Raw genomic sequence first — 23517 nt, 5'->3', positions numbered from 1 at the left:
CACCGGAGGGCCCGGGCCGCGGCGACCGCGGCGGGTAGGATCGACGCGCATCCCGTCCCCCTCCCCTGGAGCCTCCAGCACATGGCAGACAGCCGCACCGCCGTTCCCGACACCACTGCGAACGCGGAGGCGACGCCCGAGCGGGAGCAGCCCTACGCGGCCCTCGGACTCAAGCCCGACGAGTACGCGAGCATCCGCGAGATCCTCGGCCGCCGCCCCACGAGCGGCGAGCTCGCGATGTACTCGGTGATGTGGAGCGAGCACTGCTCCTACAAGTCGTCGAAGATGTACCTCCGCCAGTTCGGGCAGAAGGTCTCCCCCGCCATGAAGAAGAACCTCATGGTCGGCATGGGCGAGAACGCCGGAGTGGTCGACGTCGGCGAGGGCTGGGCCGTCACCTTCAAGATCGAGAGCCACAACCACCCGAGCTACATCGAGCCCTTCCAGGGTGCGGCGACGGGGGTCGGCGGCATCGTCCGCGACATCATCTCGATGGGCGCTCGGCCGGTCGCGGTCATGGACGCGCTGCGCTTCGGGGCGATCGACGACCCCGACACCGCGCGCGTGGTGCACGGCGTCGTGGCCGGCATCTCCTTCTACGGCAACTGCCTCGGCCTGCCGAACATCGGCGGCGAGACCTACTTCGACTCGGTCTACCAGGGCAACCCGCTCGTCAACGCGCTGGCCGTCGGCGTCCTCCGCCACGAGGACCTGCACCTCGCGAACGCCCGCGGCGTCGGCAACAAGGTCGTGCTGTTCGGGGCGCGCACCGGAGGCGACGGCATCGGCGGCGCGTCGATCCTCGCCTCCGACACCTTCGCCGACGGCGGACCGACCAAGCGTCCCGCGGTGCAGGTCGGCGACCCGTTCGCCGAGAAGGTGCTCATCGAGTGCTGCCTCGAGCTGTTCCGCAAGGACCTCGTCGAGGGCATCCAGGACCTGGGCGCCGCGGGCATCTCGTGCGCCACCTCGGAGCTGGCCTCCAACGGCGACGGCGGCATGTTCATCGAGCTCGACTCGGTGCTGCTGCGCGACCCCTCGCTCACGGCGGAGGAGATCCTCATGTCGGAGTCGCAGGAGCGGATGATGGCCGTCGTCACGCCCGAGAAGCTCGACGCGTTCCTCGAGGTCGTCGGCAAGTGGGACGTCGAGACCAGCGTGCTCGGCGAGGTCACCGACTCCGGCCGCCTCATCATCAACTGGCACGGCGAGGAGATCGTCAACGTCGACCCGCGCACCGTCGCGGTCGACGGCCCGGTCTACGAGCGCCCGATCGAGTACCCCTCCTGGCTCGACGCGCTGCAGGCCGACTCCTCCTCCCGACTGCCCCGCTCGACCGGCGGCGACGCGCTGCGCGCCGAGACCCTGGCGCTCCTGGGCTCGGCGAACCTCGCCGACAAGAGCTGGATCACCTCGCAGTACGACCGCTACGTGCTCGGCAACACCGCGCTCAGCTATCCCGACGACGGCGGCATGGTCCGCGTCGACGAGGAGTCGGGCCTCGGCTTCGCGGTCGCGACCGACGCGAACGGGCGCTGGTGCCAGCTCGACCCGGCGCAGGGCGCCCGCCTGGCGCTGGCGGAGGCGTTCCGCAATGTCGCCGTCACCGGAGCGACCCCGGTCGCCGTCTCGGACTGCCTCAACTTCGGCAGCCCCGAGAACCCCGAGGTGATGTGGCAGTTCCGCGAGGCCGTGGGCGCGCTCGCCGACGCCTGCCTCGAGCTCGAGATCCCCGTCACCGGCGGCAACGTCTCGTTCTACAACCAGACCGGCGACGTGCCGATCTTCCCGACCCCGGTCGTCGGCGTCCTCGGCGTGATCGACGACGTCGCGCGCCGCATCCCCTCCGGCTGGCAGGACGAGGGCGACAACCTCTACCTCCTCGGCACCACCCGCGACGAGCTCGACGGCTCGGCGTGGGCCGGCACGATCCACGACCACCTCGGCGGGCTGCCCCCGCAGCTCGACCTGGGCGCCGAGCGCGCGCTGGCCGAGCTGATCTCGGCGGGCGCGAAGGAGTCGCTCATCGCCTCCGCCCACGACCTCGCCGACGGCGGGCTCGTGGTGGCGCTGGCCGAGTCCGCGATGCGCTTCGGCGTCGGGGCGCGCATCTGGCTCGACGAGCTGATGGAGCGCGACGGCGTCGACGCGACGGCCGCGCTGTTCTCGGAGTCGACCGGCCGCGTGCTCGTGTCGGTGCCGCGCGAGGACGACGTGAAGTTCCGCGGGCTCTGCGAGGGCCGGGGCTACCCGGTGCTGCGCATCGGCGTGACCGACGCGGCGACCCCCGCGGTCGAGGTGCAGGGCCTCTTCACGCTGCCGCTGGACGAGCTGCGCTCGGTGAACGGCGCCGTGCTGCCGCGCCACTTCGGCTGAGCCTCCGGGCGATCCGAGTCCGCAGGAGTCGCGGTGGTCGAGCTGGACCACCGCGACTCCTGCGGTACCGGCTCAGCTCCGGAGTTCCGTGATTACGGAATGTTTGCAATAGTGGAGCCATGACCTCCTCCCGAGACCTCGCCGGCGAGGTCGACGAGCTCCGAGCGCGGCTGGACCGCCTCGAGCGCGCCGACACCCCCGCCGCGCCCGCCGCCGACGATCCGCTCTGGGCCCTGACCGCTCTCCGCGAGCGCCTGCCCTCTCCCGGCGGAGTCGTCTTCGCCGGCTCGGTCGCCACTCCGGCCGGCCCCGTCGAGTGGCAGTACGGCCTCAGCACCGACGCGTTCTTCGAGCGCGACTGGGGAGCGAGCCCCGGGCCGACCGCGCTCGCCGCGCTGGGCAGCCCCGTGCGTCTGCGGTTCCTGCAGGCGGTGGCCGGCGGAGTCGAGACCGTCGCGCAGCTGGCCGAGAGCGAGGGCGCGGGCACCACCGGGCAGATCTACCACCACGTCAACCAGCTGGTCGCCGCCGGCTGGCTGGAGGCGCGCGGCCGCGGTCGCTACGGCGTCCCGCCGGAGCGCCTCGTCCCCCTGCTCGTGATCCTGCTCGCCTCCGGAGGACCCCGATGACCCGCCGCCGCCTCGCCCTCGCCGCCGCCTCCGCCGCGGCCGTCGTCCTGCTCGGCGGAGTGCTGCTCCGTCCCTCCGCTCCCACCCTCTCGACCGAGGCGACCGGCGACGCCGAGATCGCCGGGTGGCTCCGGACCGACGTCGGAGACGGCGCGCGGAACCACCTCGTCGCCGCCGTGATCACGCCCGACGGCGTGCGCTACGGCGGACTCGGAGCCGACGAGCGGACCGAGGTCGAGATCGGATCGGTCACGAAGACGATGACCGCGCTCCTCCTCGCCCGGAGCGCCTCCGAGGGGACGGTCGGGCTCGAGGACCCCGCCGCGGAGCACGCCGACGTCGGCGGCTTCACCGGGACGCTCGAGGAGCTGGCGACCCACCGCTCCGGCCTGCCGCGCCTCCCCACCGGTGTCGGCGACCTCGCCTCGACGCTCGCCGCCCAGCTGCGCGGCACGGACCCCTACGCGGGCTGGTCGGCCGACGACGTCCTCCGGCAGGCCGCCGAGGCGGACCAGGGCGAGCACGTGCACGCCTACTCGAACCTCGGTGCGGCGGTGCTGGGCCAGACGCTCGCCCGTGCCGAGGGCCGCGACTACGCCGACCTCCTCCGCGAGCGCGTCCTCGATCCGCTCGGGATGACCGCGACCTCCGTCCCGGAGACCGCGGACGCCCTCCCCGCCGACGCGCCGACCGGCTTCTCGGCGAGCGGGCGGTCCGTCGACGCGTGGACGATGGCGGGCTACGCACCGGCGGGCGGCGTCCGCTCCACGGCGGCGGACATGGCCCGCTACGCGCAGGCCCTCCTCACCGACGACCCCGCGCTGGGGGTGCCCGCGGCGAGCGTCCTGGATCCCCGGTTCGACGCCGACGGGGCGCGGATCGGCCTCGGCTGGTTCACCTCGGAGTCGGAGGACGGCGGATCCGTCACCTGGCACAACGGAGGGACCTCCGGCTACTCGACGATGCTCGCGATGGACCGCGAGCGCGGCGTGGCCGTGTTCGTCAACGGGGACACGGCGAGCTCGGTCGACGAGCTCGGCCTGCGCCTGCTGCAGCGCGCCGGGGAGGAGTCGTGATGATCGCCTCGATCCTCGTCCTGCTCGTCGTCGCGTTCACCGTCGGCCGCTTCGCCCTGGGGAGCGTCCCCCGGCGCCGGGCGGCCGGGTTCCTCGACCGCGACCGCGTCCGGACGCTCGCCCGCGGCGTCGAGGCCGTCGCCGTGCTGCTGCTCGGGCGGGCGCTCGTCGACTGGTCGGCGCTGACGCTGCTCCCCTGGGCCGCGCTGGTGGCTCTCACCGCGGCCGGGGCGGCCGGCGCCGTGCTGCGCTGGGGCGGGCTGCCGTGGTTCGAGGATCCGGCGCGCCGCCGCTCGCGGACGACCGGGCTCGCGGCGACCGTCGCCGTGTCGGCGGTCCTGATCGGCGTCCTGGGCTGAATGCCGCGCACGTGCCGTCGGATCCGCGCCTTCCGCGGTGGTCGCGTGCTGCTGCGAGGCGGGAGGAGTGGCGGCGGGCGTCGGCGGCGTCAGCCGGTCTGCGCGGGGAGGTCGTCGGGCTCGGCGTTGTCGAGGACGCGGCCGTTCTGGTCGCCGACGCTCAGGACGGTCGCCGGGCGGAGGTTGAGGGTGTCGCCGCCGTAGAGGCTGTCGATGTCGACGCCGTCGCGGCGCACCGAGTTCAGCGCGGAGAGGTAGTCGGAGCTGATGCAGAACCGGTCCGCGATCCGCTCGCTGATGTCGCCCGCTGCCACCAGGTAGGAGGCCGGGGCGCCGTCGGAGGCGGTGCTCGCCGTCCCGGTCGCGCCGGCGCGGGTGCCGCGGTCGCGCACGCGCTCGAGGTCGACGCCGTCGAGCGTCCCCTCGTCGAGCGCCTGGACGATGCACTCGCCCGAGACGTCCTCGACGGGTGCGGGAGTGGTCGAGACGCTCGGCACCGGCCGCGGCGTGGACTCGGCTCCGGCGGCGGGCGGCGCGGTCGAGGCGGTCGAGGCGGTCGGCTCGGCGGGTGCGGCGGCGGGGCTCGTCGCCTCCGCCGTGCAGCCGGCGAGCAGGACCACGGCGGAGAGGGCGATCACGAGGCGCTGCGTCGTCCGGACCATTCCGCGACTCTAACCCGGCACCCGGGCGGCCGGGCGCCACCGCGCCCAGCGGGCTGCGGGCGATCCGGTCGAGGCCGCTGGACCCGGCCGACGCGCAGGCCCGACCGAGGCGGGGCTCGGGCGGCCCCTGGACGGCGCGCCCCCGATTGACCTCCCCCGTCGATCGCACCCATGCCGAGCACCTGTTGGACACGCGGCCCGAACCGGAGTCGACTGGGACCATGCAGTACACGCACCTCGGCCGCACCGGCCTGTCCGTCTCCCGCACCGTCCTCGGCACCATGAACTTCGGCACGCAGACCGAGGAGTCCGACTCGTTCGCGATCATGGACCGCGCGCACGAGCTGGGCGTCAACTTCTTCGACACGGCCAACGTGTACGGAGGCGAGGCCGGCCGCGGCGCCACCGAGGAGATCGTGGGCCGCTGGTTCGCCCAGGGCGGCGAGCGCCGCGAGCGCACCGTCCTCGCGACCAAGGTCTTCGGCGACATGGGCGAGTTCGCCGCTCCCGGAGCCGAGCGCGGCCGCGACTCCTGGCCCAACGGCGGCCGCCTCTCGGCGCTCACCCTGCGCCGCGCGCTCGACGAGAGCCTCCGCCGCCTGCAGACGGACCACATCGACCTCTACCAGTTCCACCACGTCGACCGGACGACGCCCTGGGACGAGATCTGGCAGGCGATGGAGGTCGCCGTCCAGCAGGGCAAGGTCCTCTACGTCGGCTCCAGCAACTTCGCCGGCTGGCACCTCGCCCAGGCGCAGGAGGCGGCGCGCGCCCGCCACTTCACCGGCCTCGCCTCCGAGCAGTCGATCTACAACCTGCTCGTCCGCGACGTCGAGCGCGAGGTCCTGCCCGCCGCGCTGCACTACGGGCTCGGCGTCATCCCCTGGTCGCCGCTGCAGGGCGGACTGCTGGGCGGCGTGCTCGAGAAGACCGCGGAGGGCGGGCGCCGCTCCTCCGAGCGCACCCTCGCCGCGATCGAGGAGCACCGCCCCGCCCTGGAGCAGTGGGAGGCGTTCGCCCGCGAGCGCGGCGAGGCGCCCGGCGAGCTGGCGCTGGCGTGGCTCCTCCACCAGCCCGCCGTCACCGGTCCGATCACCGGGCCGCGGACGCTCGAGCAGCTCGAGAGCGCCGTCGCCGCCGTCGACATCACCCTCGACGCCGAGGCCCTCGCGCGCCTCGACGAGATCTTCCCCGGTCACCGGACAGCCCCCGAGGACTACGCCTGGTGACCACCCACCCCACTGCGAAGGAGCATTCATGAAGCAGCGCACTCTCGGCGACCTCCAGGTCGGCGCGATCGGACTCGGCGGCATGCCGATGTCGATCGAGGGCCGCCCGGACCGCGAGCGCTCGATCGCCACGATCCACGCCGCCCTCGACGCCGGCGTGACCCTGATCGACACGGCCGACGCCTACCACCTCGCCACCCAGGACGACCTCGGCCACAACGAGCTGCTGATCGCAGAGGCGCTGCGCAGCTACGGCGGCGACACCTCCGCCGTGCTCGTCGCCACCAAGGGCGGCCACCTGCGCCGCGAGCCCGGCCCCTGGGATCAGGACGGCCGCCCCGAGTACCTCAAGGAGGCGGCTCGCGCGTCCGCGAAGCGCCTCGGCGTCGACGCGATCAGCCTCTACCAGTACCACCGGCCCGACCCGGCGGTCCCCTACGCCGACTCGATCGGAGCGCTGGCCGAGCTGCTCGACGAGGGCGTCGTCCTCCGCGCGGGCATCTCGAACGCCGACCCGGACCAGATCCGCGAGGCGCACGGCATCCTCGGCGAGCGCCTGGTCTCGGTGCAGAACCAGTTCTCGCCGTCGTTCCGCTCCAGCGAGCCGGAGCTCGAGCTCTGCGCCGAGCTGGGACTTGCGTTCCTGCCGTGGAGCCCGCTCGGCGGCATCTCCTCGGCGGGCGAGCTCGGCTCGCGCTACTCCGCGTTCGCGGCGGTCGCCGAGGCCCGCGGCGTGACGCCGCAGGTCGTCTGCCTCGCCTGGGAGCTGGCGAAGGCCCCGGTCGTGCTGCCGATCCCGGGCGCCTCCCGCCCCGAGAGCATCCGCGACTCCGCCACGGCGGCCGACCTGGAGCTCACGCCCGAGGAGCTGGCCTCGCTCGACTGAGCCCGTTCATGACGGAGGAGGGATCCGGTCGAGGCACCGGTCCGACGCGGATCGCGGGATCTCGGCGCTGGTCCCTCCTCCGTTGCGAGCACGATCCCGCTCAGACCGCGTCCTGCAGCGGCTGCGGGAGGGCCGAGACGAACGCGCGGGCCGCGGCGCTCGGCCGCTCCGGCACCGCCACCATCGTCCGCCACACCAGGAGCGGATCGGCGAGCGCCACCGCCCGCAGCCCGGCCGGGCGCTTCTCGGCGAAGTGCGCCGGCACGACCGCGATCCCCATGCCGTACTCGACCAGGTCGAGCAGCGTGTGCACGTCGTTCACCTCGAGCTCGACCTCGAACGCGAGGCCGTGCGCCGCGAACGCCCGCGCCGCGAGGTGACTCGCCGCCCAGTGCTCCTGCAGCCCCACGATCGTCTCGCCCGCCAGGTCCGGGATGCGGCAGCCGACGCGGCTCGCGAGCGGGTGACCCGGGCGCACGAGCACCGCGAAGCCCTCGCTCGCCAGCGGCATCGTCCGCACGCAGCCCGGCACGGCTCCGATGTCGGCGACCAGCGCCAGGTCGAGGCGGCCGGCGGCGACGGAGTCGAGCAGCGTGCCGGACCCCTCGTGGATCAGCCGGAGCGCGACTCCCGGGTGCTGCTCGCGGAAGGTCGCGAGCTCGCGCGGCAGGTGCACGCCGCCGAGGCACTCCTCCGTGCCGACCGCGAGGCTCCCGCGGAGCACCCCCTGCACGGCGAGAACCGCGTCGCGGGCGGCGAGCGCGCTGGCGACCGAGCGCTCCGACTCCGCGAGCATCGCCCGGCCGGCCGGCGTCAGCTCGACCCGGCGCGTGCTGCGGGTGAAGAGGGGGCTGCCCAGCTCGCTCTCGAGCGCACGGATCGACGCCGAGAGGCCCGACTGCGAGATCTGCAGGGCGCTCGCGGCGCGGGTGAAGTGCTGCTCCTTCGCGACGGCGAGGAAGTGTTCGAGCTGACGCAGTTCCATGGGTCCATCCTCGTCGCGCGGGCGGAGGAGCGGGGACCGGACCCGGCACTCCCCAGCGGCCGCTCGGCCGCCGGGTGCGGACTCGGCCGTCGGGTACGGCGGCCGCCGTCGCGAGAGCCGGCCCGGCTCAGGCGTCGGCGGACGAGATCGCGAGGACGATCGCCGTCAGCGTCGCCCGCAGGCGCTCGAGCGACGCGGGCTCCGACTCGTCCTCGAGGATCGACTGCTTGACCGCGTCGTCGTAGCCCGCCACCAGCAGGCGCACGGCGGTCGTCGGCTCGAGGGAGAACTCGCGGCGCACCTGGCGCAGCGCCCCGTGCACGATCTGCACGAGCGAGGCGTCGAAGCCGGCGCGGAAGTCGCGGTACTGCGGAGCGATCCGCGGGTCGCGCAGCGCGAGCAGCTCGAACTCCGACTCGACCACGCACCAGCGGCGGTTGTCGGTGGCAGGACCCTGGAGGAAGTCGAGGATCACCACGGCCAGCGTCTCGGCCGTCAGCGGCTCGTCGGCCGAGACGACGCGCGGGATCGTACGGTCCATCTGCTCGACGAGGGCGGTCACCCGGGCGCCGTTCTCCCGCTCCATGAGCGCGAAGAACAGCTCCTCCTTGCTGGAGAAGTTGGAGTAGAAGGCGCCGCGCGAGAACCCGGCGCGCTCGCAGATCTGCTCGACGGACGCGCTGTGCACGCCGGTCTCGGCGAAGACGTCGTAGGCCGCGTCGAGCAGGCGCTCGCGGGTGCGGCCTCGGCGGGAGGTCTCGGGAGGGGTGGAGTCGATCGCCGTCATCACCAGCCTCCTGCCCGCCCTGTCAACACCTTCGACGCCGTTCACCTTATCCGATACATTCACGTATCGAATACGGTCCTGTATCGGATACGCTCGTGTATCGGAGCCCGGCTCCGCCCTGGTACAGAGACGTATCGCCACCCTCCCCACCCATCGTCAGGAGACCGCGTGTCGTCGCTGCTCTACCGTCTCGGTCGTCGCGTGTACCGCGCCCACCGCCTCGTCGCCGTCCTGTGGCTGCTGATCGTGGTGGCGGGCGGAGGAGGAGCGCTGCTGCTCAACCAGGGCACCGACAACACGTTCTCCATCCCGGGCACGCAGTCGCAGACCGCCCTCGACCAGCTCGAGCGCACCTTCCCCCAGGTCAGCGGCACGTCCGCGCGGTACGTGGTCGTCGCGCCCGACGGGGGCAGCGTCCAGGACGCCGACGTGAAGGGCCCCGTCAGCGACGCGGTCGCCGCGCTCGGCGACGTCGACGAGGTCGCGGCCGTCACGGACCCCTACTCCGACAGCGTGTCCGGCACGATCTCCGACGCCGGGAACGCCCTCGTCATCACCGCCCAGATGGACGGCTCCGCCACCACCACGAGCCCCGAGAGCCGCGATGCGCTGAAGGCCGAGGCGACGACCCTCCAGGACGCACTGCCCGCCGGCTCCGTGGTCTCGCTCGGCGGCGACCTCTTCGCCCAGAACCTCCCCGGCGTGACCATCACGGAGGCGATCGGCCTCGTGGTCGCCCTCGTCGTCCTCGTGCTCACCTTCGGCTCGTTCCTGGCCGCCGGCATGCCGCTGGTCACCGCACTGCTCGGCGTCGCCCTCTCGATGTCGGCCATCTTCATCGCCACCCGCTTCGCCTCGATCTCCTCGACCACGCCGCTCCTGGCGCTGATGCTGGGCCTGGCGGTCGGGATCGACTACGCCCTCTTCATCATCAGCCGCCACCAGGACCAGCTGAAGCAGGGCATGGACCCGGAGGAGTCGACCGCGCGGGCGACCGCGACCGCGGGCTCCGCCGTCGTCTTCGCGGGCCTGACCGTGATCATCGCGCTCGTCGGCCTCTCGGTCGCGGGCATCCCGTTCCTCACGACGATGGGCGTCGCGGCGGCGGGCGGAGTCGCGATCGCCGTGGTCATCGCGCTCACCCTGACCCCCGCCCTCCTCGGCTTCGCCGGCGCGCGGCTGCGCCCGAAGGAGCGCCGCGCGAAGAAGAAGGCCGCCGCCGCCGCGGGCACCCACGTCGACACCGAGGCGCACGAGGAGGCGGCGACCGCCTCCCCCGGCGGCCACGTGCACGCCGAGGTCCCGCGCGGGTTCTTCCGCGGCTGGGTCCGGGTCGTCACGCGCTTCCCGATCGTGACGATCATCGCGGTGATCGGCGTGCTCGGCGTCGCGAGCATCCCGGCGCTCAGCCTCCGCCTCGCCCTGCCGGACGCCGGCTACCAGGCCGAGGGCACTCCCGCGCGCACCACCTACGACCTGCTCGCCGAGAACTTCGGCGCCGGCTACAACGGCCCGCTCATCGTCACCGGCACGATCATCGGCTCGACCGATCCGCTCGGCCTGATGGACGACCTCAAGGGCGAGATCGAGAAGCTCGACGGAGTCGCCTCGGTGCCGCTCGCGACGCCCAACGAGACCGCCGACACCGGCATCATCCAGGTCATTCCCGAGGGCGGCCCCGACTCCGAGGCCACCAAGGCGCTGGTCGCCGAGATCCGCGACAAGCACGACTACTTCCAGCAGGAGTACGGCGTCGACCTCGCGGTGACCGGCCAGACCGCGGTCGGGATCGACATCTCGGACACTCTCGCCAAGGCCCTGCTGCCGTTCGGCCTGCTCGTCGTGGGCCTGTCGCTGGTGCTGCTGACGATGGTGTTCCGCTCGCTCTGGGTGCCGATCAAGGCGACACTGGGCTACCTGCTGTCGGTCGGTGCGTCCTTCGGCGCCGTGGCGGCGGTGTTCGAGTGGGGATGGTTCTCGGACGCTCTGCACGTCGACAAGACGGGCCCGATCATCAGCTTCATGCCGATCATCCTGATGGGCGTGCTCTTCGGCCTCGCGATGGACTACGAGGTGTTCCTGGTCTCGCGGATGCGCGAGGACTACGTGCACGGGAGGCCGGCGCGCGCCGCTGTCGAGTCGGGCTTCGTCGGCTCGGCCAAGGTGGTCACGGCCGCCGCGGTCATCATGTTCTCGGTCTTCGCCGCCTTCGTGCCGGAGGGGGATACCAACATCAAGCCGATCGCGCTCGGGCTCGCCGTGGGCGTCTTCGTCGACGCGTTCATCGTGCGGATGACGCTGGTGCCCGCCGTGCTGCACCTGCTCGGCGACCGCGCCTGGCACATGCCGCGCTGGCTCGACCGCGTCCTGCCGTCCTTCGACGTCGAGGGCGAGGGCCTCACGAAGGAGCTCGCGCTTGCCGACTGGCCGGAGCCCGGATCCACGGACGTGATAGCGGCCGAGGACCTCCGCCTCGACGGACCGGACGGTCCCGTCTACAGCGGCGTCTCGCTGCGGGTCGCGCCCGGCTCCTCCCTCGTGGTCCACGGGCCGCACCGCTCCGGCCGCACCGCGCTGCTGCTGAGCATCGCCGGCCGGCTCGCCCCCGACTCCGGGCGCCTGAAGGTCGCGGGCCTGGTCGTGCCGATCCGCTCCGCCGCCGTGCGCGGCCGGGTCGGGCTGGTGCGCCTCGCCGGAGCCGCCGACCCCGTCGCCGACGTCCGGTCGGCCCTGGAGTCGGCCCCGCCGATCCTGGTGCTCGACGACCTCGACACGGTCACCGACCCGCAGCTGCGCGGCGCGATCCGGGCCGAGCTCGACGCCGCCCGCGCCGCCGCCGACGCGTTCACCGTGGTCGCCTCCTCCGTCGACGCCGAGGCGCTCGACGACCTCCTCCCCTCCGACCGCGGCGTGCTCGCGGTCTCGCCCGCGGCCGAGCGCCGCGCGATCGCAAAGGTCCTCTGACAGATGGCTCTCCTCTCCCTCGAACGCCCCCGCGGCGTCAAGAAGGTGTCCTGGCTGACCCTTCTCGGGATCGTCCTGGTCCCCCTCGTCATCGGCGGCCTCCTGGTGTGGGCGCTGTGGAACCCGACCGAGCGACTCGACACGATCACGGCCGCCGTGGTCAACGAGGACACCCCGGTCGAGATCAACGGGCAGACCGTGCCGCTCGGGCGCCAGCTCGCGGCCGGCCTGGTGACGGGCGGCACCGACTCCGCGAGCTCGGACGCCCCCTCCTCCACCCCCTCGGCGAGCGCGACGCCGTCCGCGAGCACGACCCCGGTGCCCAACGTCTCCGGCTCGGACTCGACGGGCAACTTCACCTGGGTCCTCACGGACAAGGACGACGCCGCGAAGGGCCTCGCCGACGGCAGCTACGCGACCGTCGTGACGATCCCCTCCTCCTTCTCCGCCGCCGCTACCTCGTACTCGGGCGACGCCGCGGAGGCGACGAAGGCGACCATCGACATCGCCACCAGCGAGAAGGCCAAACTCGTCGACGACGCCATCTCGGCCACGGTGACCAGCACCGCCACCTCGCTGCTCAACACGCAGCTGACCACGGCCTACCTCGAGAACGTCTACGTCGGCTTCAACACCCTCAACGAGCAGATCGGCCAGGCGGCCGAGGGCGCGGGCACGCTCGCCGACGGCGCCGACCAGCTCGGCACCGGCGCCTCCACCCTCGCCGACGGCACCAGCAGCCTCGCCGACGGGATCGACGAGCTCGCCTCCGGCGCCTCCTCGCTCTCGGACGGCGTCGGGCAGATCGGCACCGGAGCCTCGTCCCTCGCCGACGGCGTGGGGCAGCTGGGCACCGGAGCCTCCGACCTCTCCGGCGGAGTCGCGCAGCTGGCCACCGGTGCGCGCGGCCTCTCCGGCGGAGTGGGACAGCTCGCGACGGGCGCCCGCGACTCGGCGACCGGGGCGACCGCGCTGCAGGGCGGCGCCTCCGACCTGGCCGACGGGCTCGACCAGCTGAGGGAGGGAGTGGTGAGGACCGGCGACGGGACCCAGCAGGTCGCCGCCCTCAGCGCCGGCGCCGCCGCCGCCACCGCGGGGACCTTCGAGGCGCTCAGCGCCGCGCTCGAGGGCTGCGAGACGACGCAGTGCCTCGCCGCGCGCGCCGTCATCGCCTCGGCGGACGGACCCACCGGCGCGACCACTCTCGCCACGACGACCGCGGGAGCCGTCGCCGGGATCGACGCGGGCATCCGCCTCGGCGGCGACGGGCAGCCCTCGCTGATCGACGCGGTCGGGCAGTCCGCCACCGGCGCGCGCACTCTCTCGGGGGGCATCGGACAGCTGTCCGGCGGCCTGACGCAGCTCGCCGACGGCGCGGACGACGCCGCGGGCGGAGCGTCACAGCTCGCCGACGGCCTCGACACCACGGCGGCCGGGTCCGCGCAGCTCGCGACCGGCGCCACCACCGCCGCGGCCGGCGCCCGCGACCTCGCGACCGGCGCGACCACCGCCGCGGGCGGTGCCGCCGACCTCGCCACGGGAGCCTCCTCCGCCGCCGACGGAGCCGACCAGCTCGCCGACGGAGCGAGCGGGGTCTCGGACGGCGCCGTGCAGCTCGCCGACGGCACCCGCACGCTCGCGACCGGCCTCGACGCCGCCGTCGCGCAACTCCCGACCTACACCGAGTCGGAGTCGACGAACCTCGCCGACGTCGTCTCGGACCCGGTCGAGAACGCGAGCAGCGCGACCGACCTGTTCGGAGCCTCCAGCGTCCCGTTCTTCGCGACGATCGCCCTCTGGCTGGGCGCCCTCGCGACGTTCCTGGTGCTCGCGGCGTTCTCGCACCGTGCACTCTCCTCGACCCGCTCCTCCGCGGCGCTCGCCCTCTCCTCCTACGTGCCGGCGCTCGTGATCGGCGTGGTGCAGGGACTCGCGGTCGCGATCGTGATGAGCGGGGTCGCGGGCCTGGAGGCGGGCCGCTGGGTCGGCTTCGCCCTCCTGGCGATGCTCACCGGCGCCTCGTTCGCCGCGGTGAACCAGGGGCTGGTCGCCCTGCTCGGAGGGATCGGCCGCTTCCTCGCGATGGTCGCGGCGGTGATCGCGCTCGGCGCGGGCATCATCTCGACGGTCCCCGGGCTGTTCGACGACGTGCTCGGGTTCCTGCCGCTCTCGGCGGCGCAGAACGCGCTGTCCGGAGTGGTCGAGGGCACCGACGGCACGGCCGGCGCCGTCGTCGGCCTGGTGATCTGGCTGCTGTTCGGGCTGCTGCTCACCGTCGCCGCGATCGCCCGTCGCCGGGTCGTCTCGGTCCGCGCCCTGCACCGCACCGCGGAGGCGTAGGCCGATCCTCGCGCCACTCCTCCCCCGAACCGGGGACGGGTGGCGCGAGGATCGCGCCACCGACGCGCCTCTCCGGGCGACCGGTCCCGGCCGGGGCTAGCCTGACGCGATGGAGTCGGAACCGATGGCGATCCGGACGCGACGGGTGTACGGCCCGTCGGTCCTGCGGCGCCTCCGCGCCCTCCTCCTGCGGCTCCTCGGCGCCGGCCTCGCGGCCGTGCTCATCCCGTTCGCCGTCCTCGCGGACCGCCGCGGCGTCCTCGACGAGTCGGTACTCGCGCTCGGCCTCCTCGCCCTCACCGTCGTCATCGGACTGGCCTCGGCGGTCTCGCTCTTCGTCGTCTCCCCCACCCGCGTGATGACGACCGAGACGCAGGTCGTGCTGATGCGCGGCCGTCGCCGCCGCGAGCAGTGGCCCCGCCGGTCGGTCCGCTTCCTCGAGTCCGCCGACGGCGACGGCTTCGTCGCCTGGTGCCGCGGCGACGGAGTCGAGGTCCGCTGCGCGCATTTCCGCCCGGAGGACCTCGCCGCCCTGCTCGCCGACCTCGGCGCCGCCGCCCGCGTCCGCGACGCCCTGCCGCCCGCTCTGGCCGGGCCCGCCTCGGCCGTCCGCTTCCGGCCGCACCGCGCTCCGCTCCAGCGCCGGGCGGTCGCCCTGGTCGTCGTCGCCACGGAGGCGTTCGCCGCCGGCGTCCTGGCCGTCGCCCTCGCGGGATCCCCGTCGGGCGACCGCGCGCAGATCGCGCTGGGGGCGGTCGTCGTGGCGCTCTCCCTCCCGCTCGGGCTGGTCGCCGCGCGGCTGGCGCTGCGGCCCGGGCTGCCGGGCTCGATCGTGGTGTCGGAGTCGGCCATCCAGATCGACGGGCTGATCTTCCCGCTCGAGGCTCTGCGCTCGGTCGTCGCCTCGAGCCCGACGGGGAGCCATAGCCTCCGCCTGACCCTCACCGAGACGAACGGCCGCATCACGGAGGTCCCCCTCGGGCTGCGGGTGCCGACGCTGCGGCGCGACCAGCTCTTCCCCGACTATCCGCTGCTGCTCGGCGTGCTGCGCGAGCGCACGGCGGGGCTGCTGCGGATCGAGGGCTGAGCCTCAGTCCTCGGCGCCGTCGGCGATGCGCTGGTGGTGGTGGATGACCTCGGCGACGATGAACCCGAGGAACTTCTCGGCGAACGCCGGGTCGAGGTGCGACTCCTCGGCGAGCGCCCGCAGTCGCGCGATCTGGCGGGCCTCGCGCTCGAGGTCCGCGGCGGGCAGCCCGTGCGCGGCCTTCAGCCGGCCGACCTTCTGCGTGAACTTGAAGCGCTCGGCGAGCAGGTGGATCAGCGCCGCGTCGATGTTGTCGATGCTCTGACGGATCTGCACGAGCTCGGCCCGCGCCAGGGACTCCTCGTGCGACGGCTCCTCGTGCGACAGCTCCTCGGTCATGCCCCGACCCTAACGGACCGCCCCCGGACACGACGACGGCCCCTGCCCGGAGTCCGGGAGGGGCCGTCGAGAGGGCCCGGTCAGTCGACCAGGTTGATCTGCACGGGGATGTTGCCGCGGGTGGCGTTGGAGTACGGGCAGAGCTGGTGCGCCGCGTCGGCGACCTTCTGCGCGTCCTCGGAGCTCGCCTTCGGCACGTAGACGTCGAGCTCGACCGAGAGGCCGAAGCCGTCGGAGTCGTTCTTCCCGATCGAGACGCTGGCCGAGACGGCCGCGTCGGTCGTGTCGATCTTCAGCTGGCGACCGGCTCCGTGCAGGGCGCTGAGGAAGCAGGCGGAGTAGCCGGCCGCGAACAGCTGCTCGGGGTTGGTCCCCTCGCCGGAGCCGCCGAGCTCCTGCGGGGCGCGGGTGTCGAGGTCGAGACGGTCGTCCTCGGTGCGGACGTGGCCGTCGCGTCCTCCACCGGAGGCGTGGGCGATGGCGGTGTAGAGAGCATCCATCCCCCCATCCCACCACTCGGCCGCCGTGAGTCGGGTGAACGCGGGATGCACGTCCGTGCGTTCTCCCGGGAATCCCCCTCGGAAGCGCTCCGGGGAGCGTCAAGCCCCTCCCCCTCGGCGCCCTCCGGGTGTGCGGTGGAGGGACACCGACCACGACCGGCGCGAGCCGGAGAACGGACACGAGCATGCGAGCACTCACCTGGCAGGGCATCGAGAAGGTCTCGGTCGAGACCGTCCCCGACCCCCGCATCCAGCAGCCGACCGACGCGATCGTCCGGATCACCTCGACCGCGATCTGCGGCTCCGACCTGCACCTCTACCGCCTCCTCGGGCCCTACATCGACCGCGGGGACGTGCTCGGCCACGAGCCGATGGGCGTCGTCGAGGAGGTGGGCTCCGGAGTCACCACCCTGAAGCCCGGCGACCGCGTCGTCGTGCCCTTCACCATCGCCTGCGGCGAGTGCTTCATGTGCCGCCGAGGGCTGCAGTCGCAGTGCGAGACGACGCAGGTCACCGAGTACGGCTCGGGAGCGGCGCTCTTCGGCTACACGAAGATGTACGGCCAGGTCCCCGGAGGGCAGGCCGAGCTGCTCCGCGTGCCGCTGGCCGACTACAACACGATCGTCGTCGGCACGGACCTGCCGGACGAGCGCTACCTCTTCCTCAGCGACATCGTGCCCACCGCCTGGCAGGGCGTGGAGTACGCGCAGGTGCCCGACGGCGGGACCCTGGTCGTCTTCGGACTCGGCCCGGTCGGCCAGTTCGCGGCGCGGATCGGCGCCCACCGCGGCTACCGCGTCCTCGCCGTGGAGCCCGTCGCCGAGCGGCGCGCGATGGCCGAGCGGTACGGCGTGGAGACGTTCGACCTGTCCGATGACATCGCCGCGCAGCTGCGCGACCTCACGGACGGGCGCGGCCCCGACTCCGTCGTCGACGCGGTCGGCATGGAGGCGCACGGCTCGCCGGTCGGCTCGTTCGCGCAGTCGATGGCGGGGCTCCTGCCCGACCCGATCGCCCGCAAGGCGATGGACACGGTCGGCGTCGACCGCCTCGCCGCGGTGCACGCCTCCCTCGACCTGGTGCGCCGCGGTGGCACCGTGTCGCTGAGCGGGGTCTACGGCGGAGAGGCCGACCCGATGCCGCTGAAGTCGATGTTCGACAAGCAGGTGACGGTGCGGATGGGCCAGTGCAACGTGAAGCGCTGGATCGACGACCTGCTGCCGCTGGTGGAGGACTCCTCCGATCCGCTCGGCGTGATGGACCTCGTGACCCACCGGGCGCCGCTCGAGGACGCTCCGGCCCTCTACGAGACCTTCCAGAAGAAGGAGGACGGCTGCATCAAGGTCGTCCTGCACCCCTAGCCGGGGAACAGCGAAGGCGGCGCCCCCCGAGGGGAGCGCCGCCTTCGCGGTACTGCCGAGACCTACTTGAAGACGTCCTTGACGTCCTCGCCGGCCTTCTTGGCCGAGGCCGCGGCCTGGTCCTTCTGGCCTTCGGCCTTCAGGCTGTCGTCGTTCTTGTGGTCGCCCAGGGCTTCCTTCGCCTTGCCGGCGATGTCCTGAGCGGCGTTCTTGATCTTGTCATCGAGCCCCATGGTGGTGCCTCCTTCGCTGATCGTTGGCACGACCGTAGGACCGGGAACTGCCCGCTTCCTGGGAGCGGGAAGGGGCTTGCCCGGGCGCCCGCTGGACTGCGATGATTCGCGCCCTCGACCGGTGCCGGCCGGTCGAGGGCGCGGGATCAGGTCGCCGGGGTGGCGGACTCGGACGGAGCGGACTGCGAGGGCGCGTTCGTGGGCGTCTGCGACGATCCGTCGTCGGCGCTGGTGGGCACCGCGCTCCCCGACTGGTACGGCGTCTGGGCGTCGCCGGTGCAGCCGGCCAGCAGGCCGATCGTCAGAGCGCAGGCGCCGAGCGCCCCGAGGACCCGTGCGGCGCTCACTTGCCCGTCACCGCGTCCTTGACGGCCCCCACTGCCTTCTCGACGATGTTCGGCTTCGGGTCGGTGCCGTAGAGGCGCTCGTCCGGCTGCGTGGGCGGGGGCATCGGGACGTTGCCGCCGGGCTCCGCGACGCGGTAGCTGAACTCTCCCTTGCCGTCCGGGGTCGGGCCCGAGGCCCAGCTGCCCTCGGAGGCCGCTGCTCCGTCCGAGAAGTTGATGTACTCGTACGACACGGAGCGCTCCTCCTTCGAGATCGGGAAGTTCGAGGGCACGGGCAGGTCCTCCCGGCCCTCCGCGCGCAGCTCGGCGGCTGCCGCGATCCACTGGTTCTGGTGCATGGTGTCGCGGGCCAGGAGGAACGACAGGAGGTCGCGCACGCCGTGGTCGTCGGTCATGTGGTAGAGCCGGGCGACCTGGAGCCGACCCTGCATCTCCGCGTTCGCGTTGGCGGTGAAGTCGGCCAGCAGGTTGCCGCTGGCGGTGATGTAGGAGCCCTGCCACGGGTTGCCCATGCTGTCGACGGGGCGCGCGCCGGCGCCGGCCACGATGGCGTGCTGCACGTCGGAGCCGCCGATGACCGCCGCGAGCACGGGGTCCTTCTTCATCGCGTCCTCGGACTGCTCGACCGGGGCCTTCTCGAGCAGCTGGGCGATCATCACGGCGATCATCTCGACGTGGCCGAACTCCTCGGCGCCGATGCCGAAGAGCAGGTCCCGGTACTTGCCCGGGTCGTGGGCGTTCCAGGCCTGGAAGCCGTACTGCATCGCCACGGTGATCTCGCCGTACTGGCCGCCGAGCACCTCCTGGAAGCGGCGGGCGAAGACCGCGTCGGGCTTCGAGGGCGTGGACGTGAACTGGAGTTCCTGACGGTGGAAGAACATGACTGGTTGCCTTTCCGGGGTAGCCGGGCGGATCCGGGTGCGGACGTCCGATGTCTGTCCTCTCGACGCTAGGGAGCCCTGTTCGCGGGTCAGAAGGGGCTTGACGCGGTGGCGGAGCAGTCGATCCACGGGCCCTCGGGACCCGCCCTCGTGGGCGCGGGATGGTAGCCCCATCGGGGGGTCAGCCGCTATGCCCTTCCCGGTACTCGAGGGCCCGAACAGACTGGCGACGCCGGCACGCATTCATCCCCCACTCGATCCTGGAAGGGACAGACGATGTCGAACATCGATCCCGCTTCACCTCCGTTCGGAGACGGCGCCGCGAACTTCGGCGCGACCGAGACCCCCACCGACAGCGGGGCGCACGTCGCCCCCACGGACACGTCCTCCGGCTCCTCCACGGGCGGCACGGCCGACTCCGCGAAGGAGAAGGCGAGCGCCGCCGCGGGCACCGCCAAGGACCAGGCCGGCGCCGTCGCCGGCGACGCCAAGCAGGCCGCGAGCGAAGTGCTCTCGACCGGCAAGGACGAGGCCGCCAACGTGGTCCAGGAGGCCAAGGTCCAGGTCAAGGACCTCTACGACCAGAGCCGCACCCAGCTCACCGAGCAGGCCCACGCCCAGAAGGAGAACGCCGCCAAGGGCGCCCGCGCCTTCAGCGACGACCTGACCGCGCTGGCCAACGGCGAGGGCGGCAGCGACAACGCCGCCGCGAAGCTCGTCTCCCAGGCGGCCACCCGCGTGCAGGGTGTGGCCTCGTGGCTCGAGAACCGCGACCCGTCCGAGCTCCTCGACGACGTCCGCGCGTTCGCCCGCCGCCGCCCGGGTGCCTTCATCCTCATCGCCGCGGCGACGGGACTCGTCGGCGGGCGCCTCATCCGCGCCCTGACCGCCGAGGCGAAGGACGAGAAGGAGGCGACGAGCACCCGCACCGACGGGCCCGAGTTCGACGCCCCCGCCTCGACCACCGCGTACTCCGACGCCTCCGCGTACGACGCGCCCGTCGCGTCCGCCTACGGCACCGTCGGCTCGAGCTCCCTCGAGCGCGACTACGCGCCGACCGAGCCCGTCGCCGACCCGCTCGACGGCGGCTTCCCGAACGGCGGCCGGCTGTGACCGACCCGACGGGCGTCCACCGCTCGACGGAGACGCCCGACCAGCGGGCCGGGTCGACGTCGCTGGGCGATCTGCTCGGCGAGGTCTCGCGCGACCTCTCCACGCTGATCCGCCAGGAGATGGCCCTCGCGAAGGCCGAGCTCAAGGAGTCCGCCGGCAAGGCGGGCAAGGGAGCGGGCCTCCTCGGCGGGGCGGGCTACGCCGCGCTGATGGCCGTGCTCTTCCTCTCGATCGCCCTCTGGTGGGGCCTGGGCACTCTGATCGGCAACGGCTGGTCCGGAGTGGTCGTGGCCGTCATCTGGGCGATCGTGGCCGCGATCCTCTACGCGGTGGGCCGCAAGAGCCTGAAGCAGGTCGACGGCGCTCCCGAGACGGTCGACTCCCTCAAGAAGATTCCCGACACCCTCAAGCCGAACGGGGCAGGACGATGACGTACGACGCAGGACAGAACAAGACACCCGAGGAGATCCGGGCGGACATCGAGCGCACGCGCCTCGAGCTGGGCGGGGACGTCGACGCGCTGGCCGAGAAGGTCAGCCCGTCCGCCATCGCGCAGCGTCAGACCGACAAGGTCAAGTCGGCCGTGGGCTCCGTCCGCGACCGGGTGATGGGCTCGGCGCACGACGCCTCCGACTCGCTCTCGAGCGGTGCGGGCTCGGCGAAGGCCAAGGCCGAGGGCAACCCGTTCGCCGTGGGGCTCATCGCCCTCGGCGCCGGACTCCTCGTCGCCTCGCTCATCCCCGCCTCCAGCAAGGAGAAGGAGGCGGCGAGCCGCGTCAAGGAGCAGGCCCAGCCGGTCGTCGACAAGGTGACCGACGCGGCCAAGGAGGCGGCGAGCGAGCTCCGCGAGCCCGCGCAGCAGGCCTTCGCCTCCGTCAAGGAGACCGCGACCGACGCCGCGCAGAACGTCAAGGAGGCGGGCACCTCCGCCACTGACGACGTGAAGGACTCGGCCCGCGAGGCCAAGCACGCCGTCCAGGAGGACGTGCAGCACTGATCCGTCGGCGCTGACAGGGCGGTGGGCCTCCGGGCCCGCCGCCCTTCGTCGTGCCGCCGGGAATACACCGCCGCCCGCACTCCTTGCCCTCCGTATGCGATCGATCGTCTACTCCCGCACCGGTGACTCCTCCGTCCTCTCCCTCGTCGATCGGGAGGAGCGGGCGCCGGGCGCCGGCGAGGTCCGCGTCCGCGTCCTGGCGTCGGGCGTGAATCCGACCGACTGGAAGGCGCGCGCAGACGGCGACCTCGCGTTCGACGAGGTCGTGCCGAACCAGGACGGCGCCGGTGTCGTCGAGGCGGTCGGCGAGGGCGTCGAGGGCCTGGCCGTCGGCGACCGGGTCTGGATGTACCTCTCCGCGCACCGCCGCCCCACCGGCACCGCGCAGGAGTCGGCGGTGCTCGCCGCCGAGCACGTCGTGCGCCTGCCCGTGGGCGTCGGCACCGACGTCGCCGCGAGCCTCGGCGTCCCCGCGATGACCGCCCACCGCGCCCTCACCGTGCACGAGCACGGCCCCTCCCGCCTCGCGCCCGGCGCCCTCGCCGGCCGCACCGTCCTGGTCCAGGGTGGCGCCGGAGCCGTCGGGCACGCCGCCATCCAGCTCGCGGTCTGGGCCGGGGCGACCGTCATCGCGACGGTGAGCAGCGACTCCAAGGAGCGGCTCGCCCGTGCGGCCGGCGCGCAGCACGTGCTGCAGTACCCGGACGACGCTCTCGCCGACCGGATCCGCGGGCTCGCCCCTGAGGGCGTCCAGCACGTGGTCGAGGTCGCACCGGCTCAGAACGCCGCGCTCGACGTCGAGGTGCTCGCCAACCACGGCAGCATCGGGTACTACGCGAACAACAACGGCGACGAGTTCACCGTGCCGATCGTCGCGAGCTTCGCGAAGAACGCCCGCTGGCAGGGCCTGCTGCTCTACACCGTGGGCGAGGAGGCGCTGCAGGCCGCGGCCGAGGACATCACCGCGGCGCTCGTCGACGGCGCGCTCCCGGTGGGCGAGGAGGCGGGCCTCCCGCTGACCTGGTTCCCGCTCGAGGAGACCGCGGCCGCCCACGACGCGGTCGAGCAGGGAGCGACGGGCAAGGTGCTCATCCGCGTCGCCGACTGACCGGGAGGGCTCGCCTCCGATCGACGACCGGCTGGATCATCCCCGGAGCGGGGGTGAGCCCGGGACGGTCGAGCGGTCGGCCAGGCCGGCCACGAGCTCGGCGAGCGCCTCCTCGGCCGTGCGGGTCGGCGCCCAGCCGAGCTCGGCGCGGGCGCGCTCGGTCGACATCACCGGGACGTTGCCCGCGATGTCGAGCCAGCCCGCGTCGGTGCGCTGCAGGCGCAGGTGCCAGGTCGCCGAGACGACGGAGCGGAGCAGCCCGAACGGCACCGTGACCAGGCGGGCGCCGAAGGCGTGCGCCAGCCGCTCCGGAGTGAGGACCGGCTCGGCCGCGATGTTGAAGGCCCCGCCGGCGCGCCGGTCGAGCGCGCGCCAGAAGGCGTCGGCCACGTCGTCGGCGTGCACGCCCTGGAAGACGATGCTTCTCGGCAGCGGAAGGACCGGGATCCGGACCGCCTTCAGCCACCGCGTCGGGTAGTGGGGTCCGGCGAAGAGCCCGGCGATCTCGGTCGCCGCTCCGCGCTGGAAGACGAGCCCCGGGCGCAGGCGCGTGACGACGATCTCGGGGTGCCGCTCCTCGAAGGCGTCGAGCTGCCGCTCGTTCGCGGCCTTGTGGCGGCTGTAGGTCGAGGTGTGCAGGCCGCCCGTGGGCCAGTCCTCGGTCACCCGGATCGACTTCGGCGCCGCGCTGTAGGCACCCACGGACGAGGCGACGGCGACCTGGCCGACTCCCGCGGCGGCGACCGCCTCGAGCACGGCCGCGGTGCCTCCGACGTCGACCAGCCGCTGGAACGGCTCGTCGTGGCTGGGCTGCAGCGCCCAGGCGAGGTGGACGACGGCGTCGACGCCGGCGAAGGCCTCGCGGAGCCGCCGCGGGGCGACGCTCGACGCGAGGTCGATCTCGACCCAGCGCACGTCGCGGTACTCCTCCGAGCGGAGCTGAGGGGCCCGGCGGGCGATGCCTACGATCTCCTCCACCCCGGCCTCGCCGTGCAGGCGCCGCAGCAGGGCCGTCCCCAGGTTGCCGGTCGCCCCGACGATCGCGATCCGCATGGCGTCATCCCTCCGGGAGCGGCGCACGCCGGCCCCCCCCTCCGAGGCTAGGCAGGGGTGCCGCCGCGGAGGAGCCGCTTGACAGCGGGCACGACGGGACGCTCGGCGGGGACCGCCGGCGGCCGGCGGGGTGAATGCTCCTCCCCAGGGTGGATGCGGCCTAGACCACGGCGGGAGCGGGCGCATCCCCCCGCGCGGCCGGCCG

23 protein-coding genes are annotated in these 23517 nt (G+C 73.4%); 14 read left to right on the top strand and 9 right to left on the bottom strand.

Going from position 1 to position 23517, the window contains the following annotated elements:
* Positions 1-81: 81 nt before the first annotated feature.
* The 4 genes from purL (at position 82) to C5C39_RS07645 (ending at position 4440) form a co-directional block, all read left to right on the top strand.
* Positions 82-2376 carry a phosphoribosylformylglycinamidine synthase subunit PurL gene (gene purL / locus C5C39_RS07660; protein WP_104353063.1) on the top strand — a complete coding sequence of 765 codons (2295 nt, stop codon included), beginning with the start codon at positions 82-84 and terminating at the stop codon, positions 2374-2376.
* 119 nt (positions 2377-2495) lie between these two features.
* Positions 2496-3005, top strand: coding sequence for a helix-turn-helix transcriptional regulator (locus tag C5C39_RS07655; protein ID WP_104222749.1), 510 nt, complete (start codon positions 2496-2498; stop codon positions 3003-3005).
* Complete coding sequence (locus C5C39_RS07650) at positions 3002-4081, top strand: serine hydrolase (protein WP_104353062.1); 1080 nt, start codon at positions 3002-3004, stop codon at positions 4079-4081. The genes C5C39_RS07655 and C5C39_RS07650 overlap by 4 nt, the downstream gene beginning before the upstream one ends.
* Positions 4081-4440 (top strand): hypothetical protein, encoded by a 360-nt coding sequence (locus C5C39_RS07645; RefSeq protein WP_104353061.1) that lies wholly within the window; start codon positions 4081-4083, stop codon positions 4438-4440. The genes C5C39_RS07650 and C5C39_RS07645 overlap by 1 nt, the downstream gene beginning before the upstream one ends.
* Before the next feature lie 89 nt (positions 4441-4529).
* On the opposite strand, the gene C5C39_RS07640 is transcribed toward C5C39_RS07645, so the two are convergent.
* Entirely contained in the window at positions 4530-5102 is a 573-nt protein-coding gene (locus tag C5C39_RS07640) for a hypothetical protein (RefSeq protein ID WP_104353060.1), read from the bottom strand.
* 221 nt (positions 5103-5323) lie between these two features.
* On the opposite strand from C5C39_RS07640, the gene C5C39_RS07635 reads away from it, so the two are divergent.
* Together C5C39_RS07635 and C5C39_RS07630 are read left to right on the top strand one after the other, a co-directional pair.
* Positions 5324-6331: an aldo/keto reductase gene (locus C5C39_RS07635; protein ID WP_104353059.1), complete on the top strand. Its 1008-nt coding sequence runs from the start codon at positions 5324-5326 to the stop codon at positions 6329-6331.
* A 28-nt stretch (positions 6332-6359) separates the two neighbouring features.
* The gene (locus C5C39_RS07630) at positions 6360-7217 is read left to right on the top strand and encodes an aldo/keto reductase (RefSeq protein ID WP_104353058.1); all 858 of its coding nucleotides are present in this window, start codon (positions 6360-6362) and stop codon (positions 7215-7217) included.
* 100 nt (positions 7218-7317) lie between these two features.
* On the opposite strand, the gene C5C39_RS07625 is transcribed toward C5C39_RS07630, so the two are convergent.
* Positions 7318-8202 (bottom strand): LysR family transcriptional regulator, encoded by an 885-nt coding sequence (locus C5C39_RS07625; protein ID WP_104353057.1) that lies wholly within the window; start codon positions 8200-8202, stop codon positions 7318-7320.
* 127 nt (positions 8203-8329) lie between these two features.
* A complete protein-coding gene (locus C5C39_RS07620) occupies positions 8330-8989 on the bottom strand; it encodes a TetR/AcrR family transcriptional regulator (protein WP_104234269.1) in 660 nt (219 codons plus the stop codon).
* Between the two features lie 168 nt (positions 8990-9157).
* On the opposite strand from C5C39_RS07620, the gene C5C39_RS07615 reads away from it, so the two are divergent.
* The 3 genes from C5C39_RS07615 to C5C39_RS07605 all read left to right on the top strand — a co-directional run bounded on the left by C5C39_RS07615 (position 9158) and on the right by C5C39_RS07605 (position 15380).
* Positions 9158-11953, top strand: a complete 2796-nt coding sequence (locus tag C5C39_RS07615) for an MMPL family transporter (RefSeq protein ID WP_104353056.1) — start codon at positions 9158-9160, stop codon at positions 11951-11953.
* A 3-nt stretch (positions 11954-11956) separates the two neighbouring features.
* Entirely contained in the window at positions 11957-14293 is a 2337-nt protein-coding gene (locus C5C39_RS07610) for a YhgE/Pip domain-containing protein (protein ID WP_104353055.1), read from the top strand.
* A gap of 109 nt (positions 14294-14402) precedes the next feature.
* A complete protein-coding gene (locus tag C5C39_RS07605) occupies positions 14403-15380 on the top strand; it encodes a hypothetical protein (RefSeq protein ID WP_146083901.1) in 978 nt (325 codons plus the stop codon).
* A 3-nt stretch (positions 15381-15383) separates the two neighbouring features.
* On the opposite strand, the gene C5C39_RS07600 is transcribed toward C5C39_RS07605, so the two are convergent.
* Positions 15384-15719: a chorismate mutase gene (locus C5C39_RS07600; RefSeq protein WP_104222760.1), complete on the bottom strand. Its 336-nt coding sequence runs from the start codon at positions 15717-15719 to the stop codon at positions 15384-15386.
* Between the two features lie 80 nt (positions 15720-15799).
* Positions 15800-16219: an organic hydroperoxide resistance protein gene (locus C5C39_RS07595; protein WP_104222761.1), complete on the bottom strand. Its 420-nt coding sequence runs from the start codon at positions 16217-16219 to the stop codon at positions 15800-15802.
* Positions 16220-16404: 185 nt separating this feature from the next.
* On the opposite strand from C5C39_RS07595, the gene C5C39_RS07590 reads away from it, so the two are divergent.
* Entirely contained in the window at positions 16405-17580 is a 1176-nt protein-coding gene (locus tag C5C39_RS07590) for a zinc-dependent alcohol dehydrogenase (RefSeq protein WP_104222762.1), read from the top strand.
* Between the two features lie 62 nt (positions 17581-17642).
* Here C5C39_RS07590 and C5C39_RS07585 read toward each other — a convergent pair whose 3' ends face one another.
* The 3 genes from C5C39_RS07585 to C5C39_RS07575 form a co-directional block, all read right to left on the bottom strand.
* Entirely contained in the window at positions 17643-17813 is a 171-nt protein-coding gene (locus C5C39_RS07585) for a CsbD family protein (RefSeq protein WP_104222763.1), read from the bottom strand.
* 146 nt (positions 17814-17959) lie between these two features.
* On the bottom strand, positions 17960-18160 hold the full coding sequence (locus tag C5C39_RS07580; RefSeq protein WP_104295548.1) for a hypothetical protein: 201 nt from the start codon (positions 18158-18160) through the stop codon (positions 17960-17962).
* The gene (locus C5C39_RS07575; RefSeq protein WP_104222765.1) at positions 18157-19041 is read right to left on the bottom strand and encodes a manganese catalase family protein; all 885 of its coding nucleotides are present in this window, start codon (positions 19039-19041) and stop codon (positions 18157-18159) included. Before C5C39_RS07575 ends, C5C39_RS07580 begins: the two co-directional genes overlap by 4 nt.
* A 276-nt stretch (positions 19042-19317) precedes the next feature.
* Between C5C39_RS07575 and C5C39_RS17845 the strand changes: the two genes are divergently transcribed.
* The 4 genes from C5C39_RS17845 to C5C39_RS07555 all read left to right on the top strand — a co-directional run bounded on the left by C5C39_RS17845 (position 19318) and on the right by C5C39_RS07555 (position 22259).
* The gene (locus tag C5C39_RS17845) at positions 19318-20154 is read left to right on the top strand and encodes a hypothetical protein (RefSeq protein ID WP_104353053.1); all 837 of its coding nucleotides are present in this window, start codon (positions 19318-19320) and stop codon (positions 20152-20154) included.
* On the top strand, positions 20151-20585 hold the full coding sequence (locus C5C39_RS17840) for a phage holin family protein (protein WP_104222767.1): 435 nt from the start codon (positions 20151-20153) through the stop codon (positions 20583-20585). Before C5C39_RS17845 ends, C5C39_RS17840 begins: the two co-directional genes overlap by 4 nt.
* The gene (locus tag C5C39_RS07560) at positions 20582-21151 is read left to right on the top strand and encodes a DUF3618 domain-containing protein (RefSeq protein ID WP_104222768.1); all 570 of its coding nucleotides are present in this window, start codon (positions 20582-20584) and stop codon (positions 21149-21151) included. Before C5C39_RS17840 ends, C5C39_RS07560 begins: the two co-directional genes overlap by 4 nt.
* A gap of 94 nt (positions 21152-21245) precedes the next feature.
* Positions 21246-22259, top strand: coding sequence for an NADPH:quinone reductase (locus C5C39_RS07555; RefSeq protein ID WP_104295550.1), 1014 nt, complete (start codon positions 21246-21248; stop codon positions 22257-22259).
* 36 nt (positions 22260-22295) lie between these two features.
* Here the strand turns inward: C5C39_RS07555 and C5C39_RS07550 are convergent, their stop codons facing one another.
* Entirely contained in the window at positions 22296-23312 is a 1017-nt protein-coding gene (locus C5C39_RS07550; protein ID WP_104353052.1) for an NAD-dependent epimerase/dehydratase family protein, read from the bottom strand.
* Positions 23313-23517: the final 205 nt, after the last annotated feature.

Source organism: Rathayibacter sp. AY1F3, from assembly GCF_002931975.1.
Taxonomy (GTDB): Bacteria; Actinomycetota; Actinomycetes; order Actinomycetales; family Microbacteriaceae; genus Rathayibacter.
Note: the sequence above shows the minus strand (reverse complement) of the source record. Positions and strands in the feature narration are given on the sequence as shown.

Coding starts and splice junctions, on each gene's coding strand:
- purL (WP_104353063.1), top strand. CDS start 82: ATGGCAGACAGCCGCACCGCCGTTCCCGACACCACTGCGAACGCGGAG.
- C5C39_RS07655 (WP_104222749.1), top strand. CDS start 2,496: ATGACCTCCTCCCGAGACCTCGCCGGCGAGGTCGACGAGCTCCGAGCG.
- C5C39_RS07650 (WP_104353062.1), top strand. CDS start 3,002: ATGACCCGCCGCCGCCTCGCCCTCGCCGCCGCCTCCGCCGCGGCCGTC.
- C5C39_RS07645 (WP_104353061.1), top strand. CDS start 4,081: ATGATCGCCTCGATCCTCGTCCTGCTCGTCGTCGCGTTCACCGTCGGC.
- C5C39_RS07640 (WP_104353060.1), bottom strand. CDS start 5,102: ATGGTCCGGACGACGCAGCGCCTCGTGATCGCCCTCTCCGCCGTGGTC.
- C5C39_RS07635 (WP_104353059.1), top strand. CDS start 5,324: ATGCAGTACACGCACCTCGGCCGCACCGGCCTGTCCGTCTCCCGCACC.
- C5C39_RS07630 (WP_104353058.1), top strand. CDS start 6,360: ATGAAGCAGCGCACTCTCGGCGACCTCCAGGTCGGCGCGATCGGACTC.
- C5C39_RS07625 (WP_104353057.1), bottom strand. CDS start 8,202: ATGGAACTGCGTCAGCTCGAACACTTCCTCGCCGTCGCGAAGGAGCAG.
- C5C39_RS07620 (WP_104234269.1), bottom strand. CDS start 8,989: ATGACGGCGATCGACTCCACCCCTCCCGAGACCTCCCGCCGAGGCCGC.
- C5C39_RS07610 (WP_104353055.1), top strand. CDS start 11,957: ATGGCTCTCCTCTCCCTCGAACGCCCCCGCGGCGTCAAGAAGGTGTCC.
- C5C39_RS07605 (WP_146083901.1), top strand. CDS start 14,403: ATGGAGTCGGAACCGATGGCGATCCGGACGCGACGGGTGTACGGCCCG.
- C5C39_RS07600 (WP_104222760.1), bottom strand. CDS start 15,719: ATGACCGAGGAGCTGTCGCACGAGGAGCCGTCGCACGAGGAGTCCCTG.
- C5C39_RS07595 (WP_104222761.1), bottom strand. CDS start 16,219: ATGGATGCTCTCTACACCGCCATCGCCCACGCCTCCGGTGGAGGACGC.
- C5C39_RS07590 (WP_104222762.1), top strand. CDS start 16,405: ATGCGAGCACTCACCTGGCAGGGCATCGAGAAGGTCTCGGTCGAGACC.
- C5C39_RS07585 (WP_104222763.1), bottom strand. CDS start 17,813: ATGGGGCTCGATGACAAGATCAAGAACGCCGCTCAGGACATCGCCGGC.
- C5C39_RS07575 (WP_104222765.1), bottom strand. CDS start 19,041: ATGTTCTTCCACCGTCAGGAACTCCAGTTCACGTCCACGCCCTCGAAG.
- C5C39_RS17845 (WP_104353053.1), top strand. CDS start 19,318: ATGTCGAACATCGATCCCGCTTCACCTCCGTTCGGAGACGGCGCCGCG.
- C5C39_RS07560 (WP_104222768.1), top strand. CDS start 20,582: ATGACGTACGACGCAGGACAGAACAAGACACCCGAGGAGATCCGGGCG.
- C5C39_RS07555 (WP_104295550.1), top strand. CDS start 21,246: ATGCGATCGATCGTCTACTCCCGCACCGGTGACTCCTCCGTCCTCTCC.
- C5C39_RS07550 (WP_104353052.1), bottom strand. CDS start 23,312: ATGCGGATCGCGATCGTCGGGGCGACCGGCAACCTGGGGACGGCCCTG.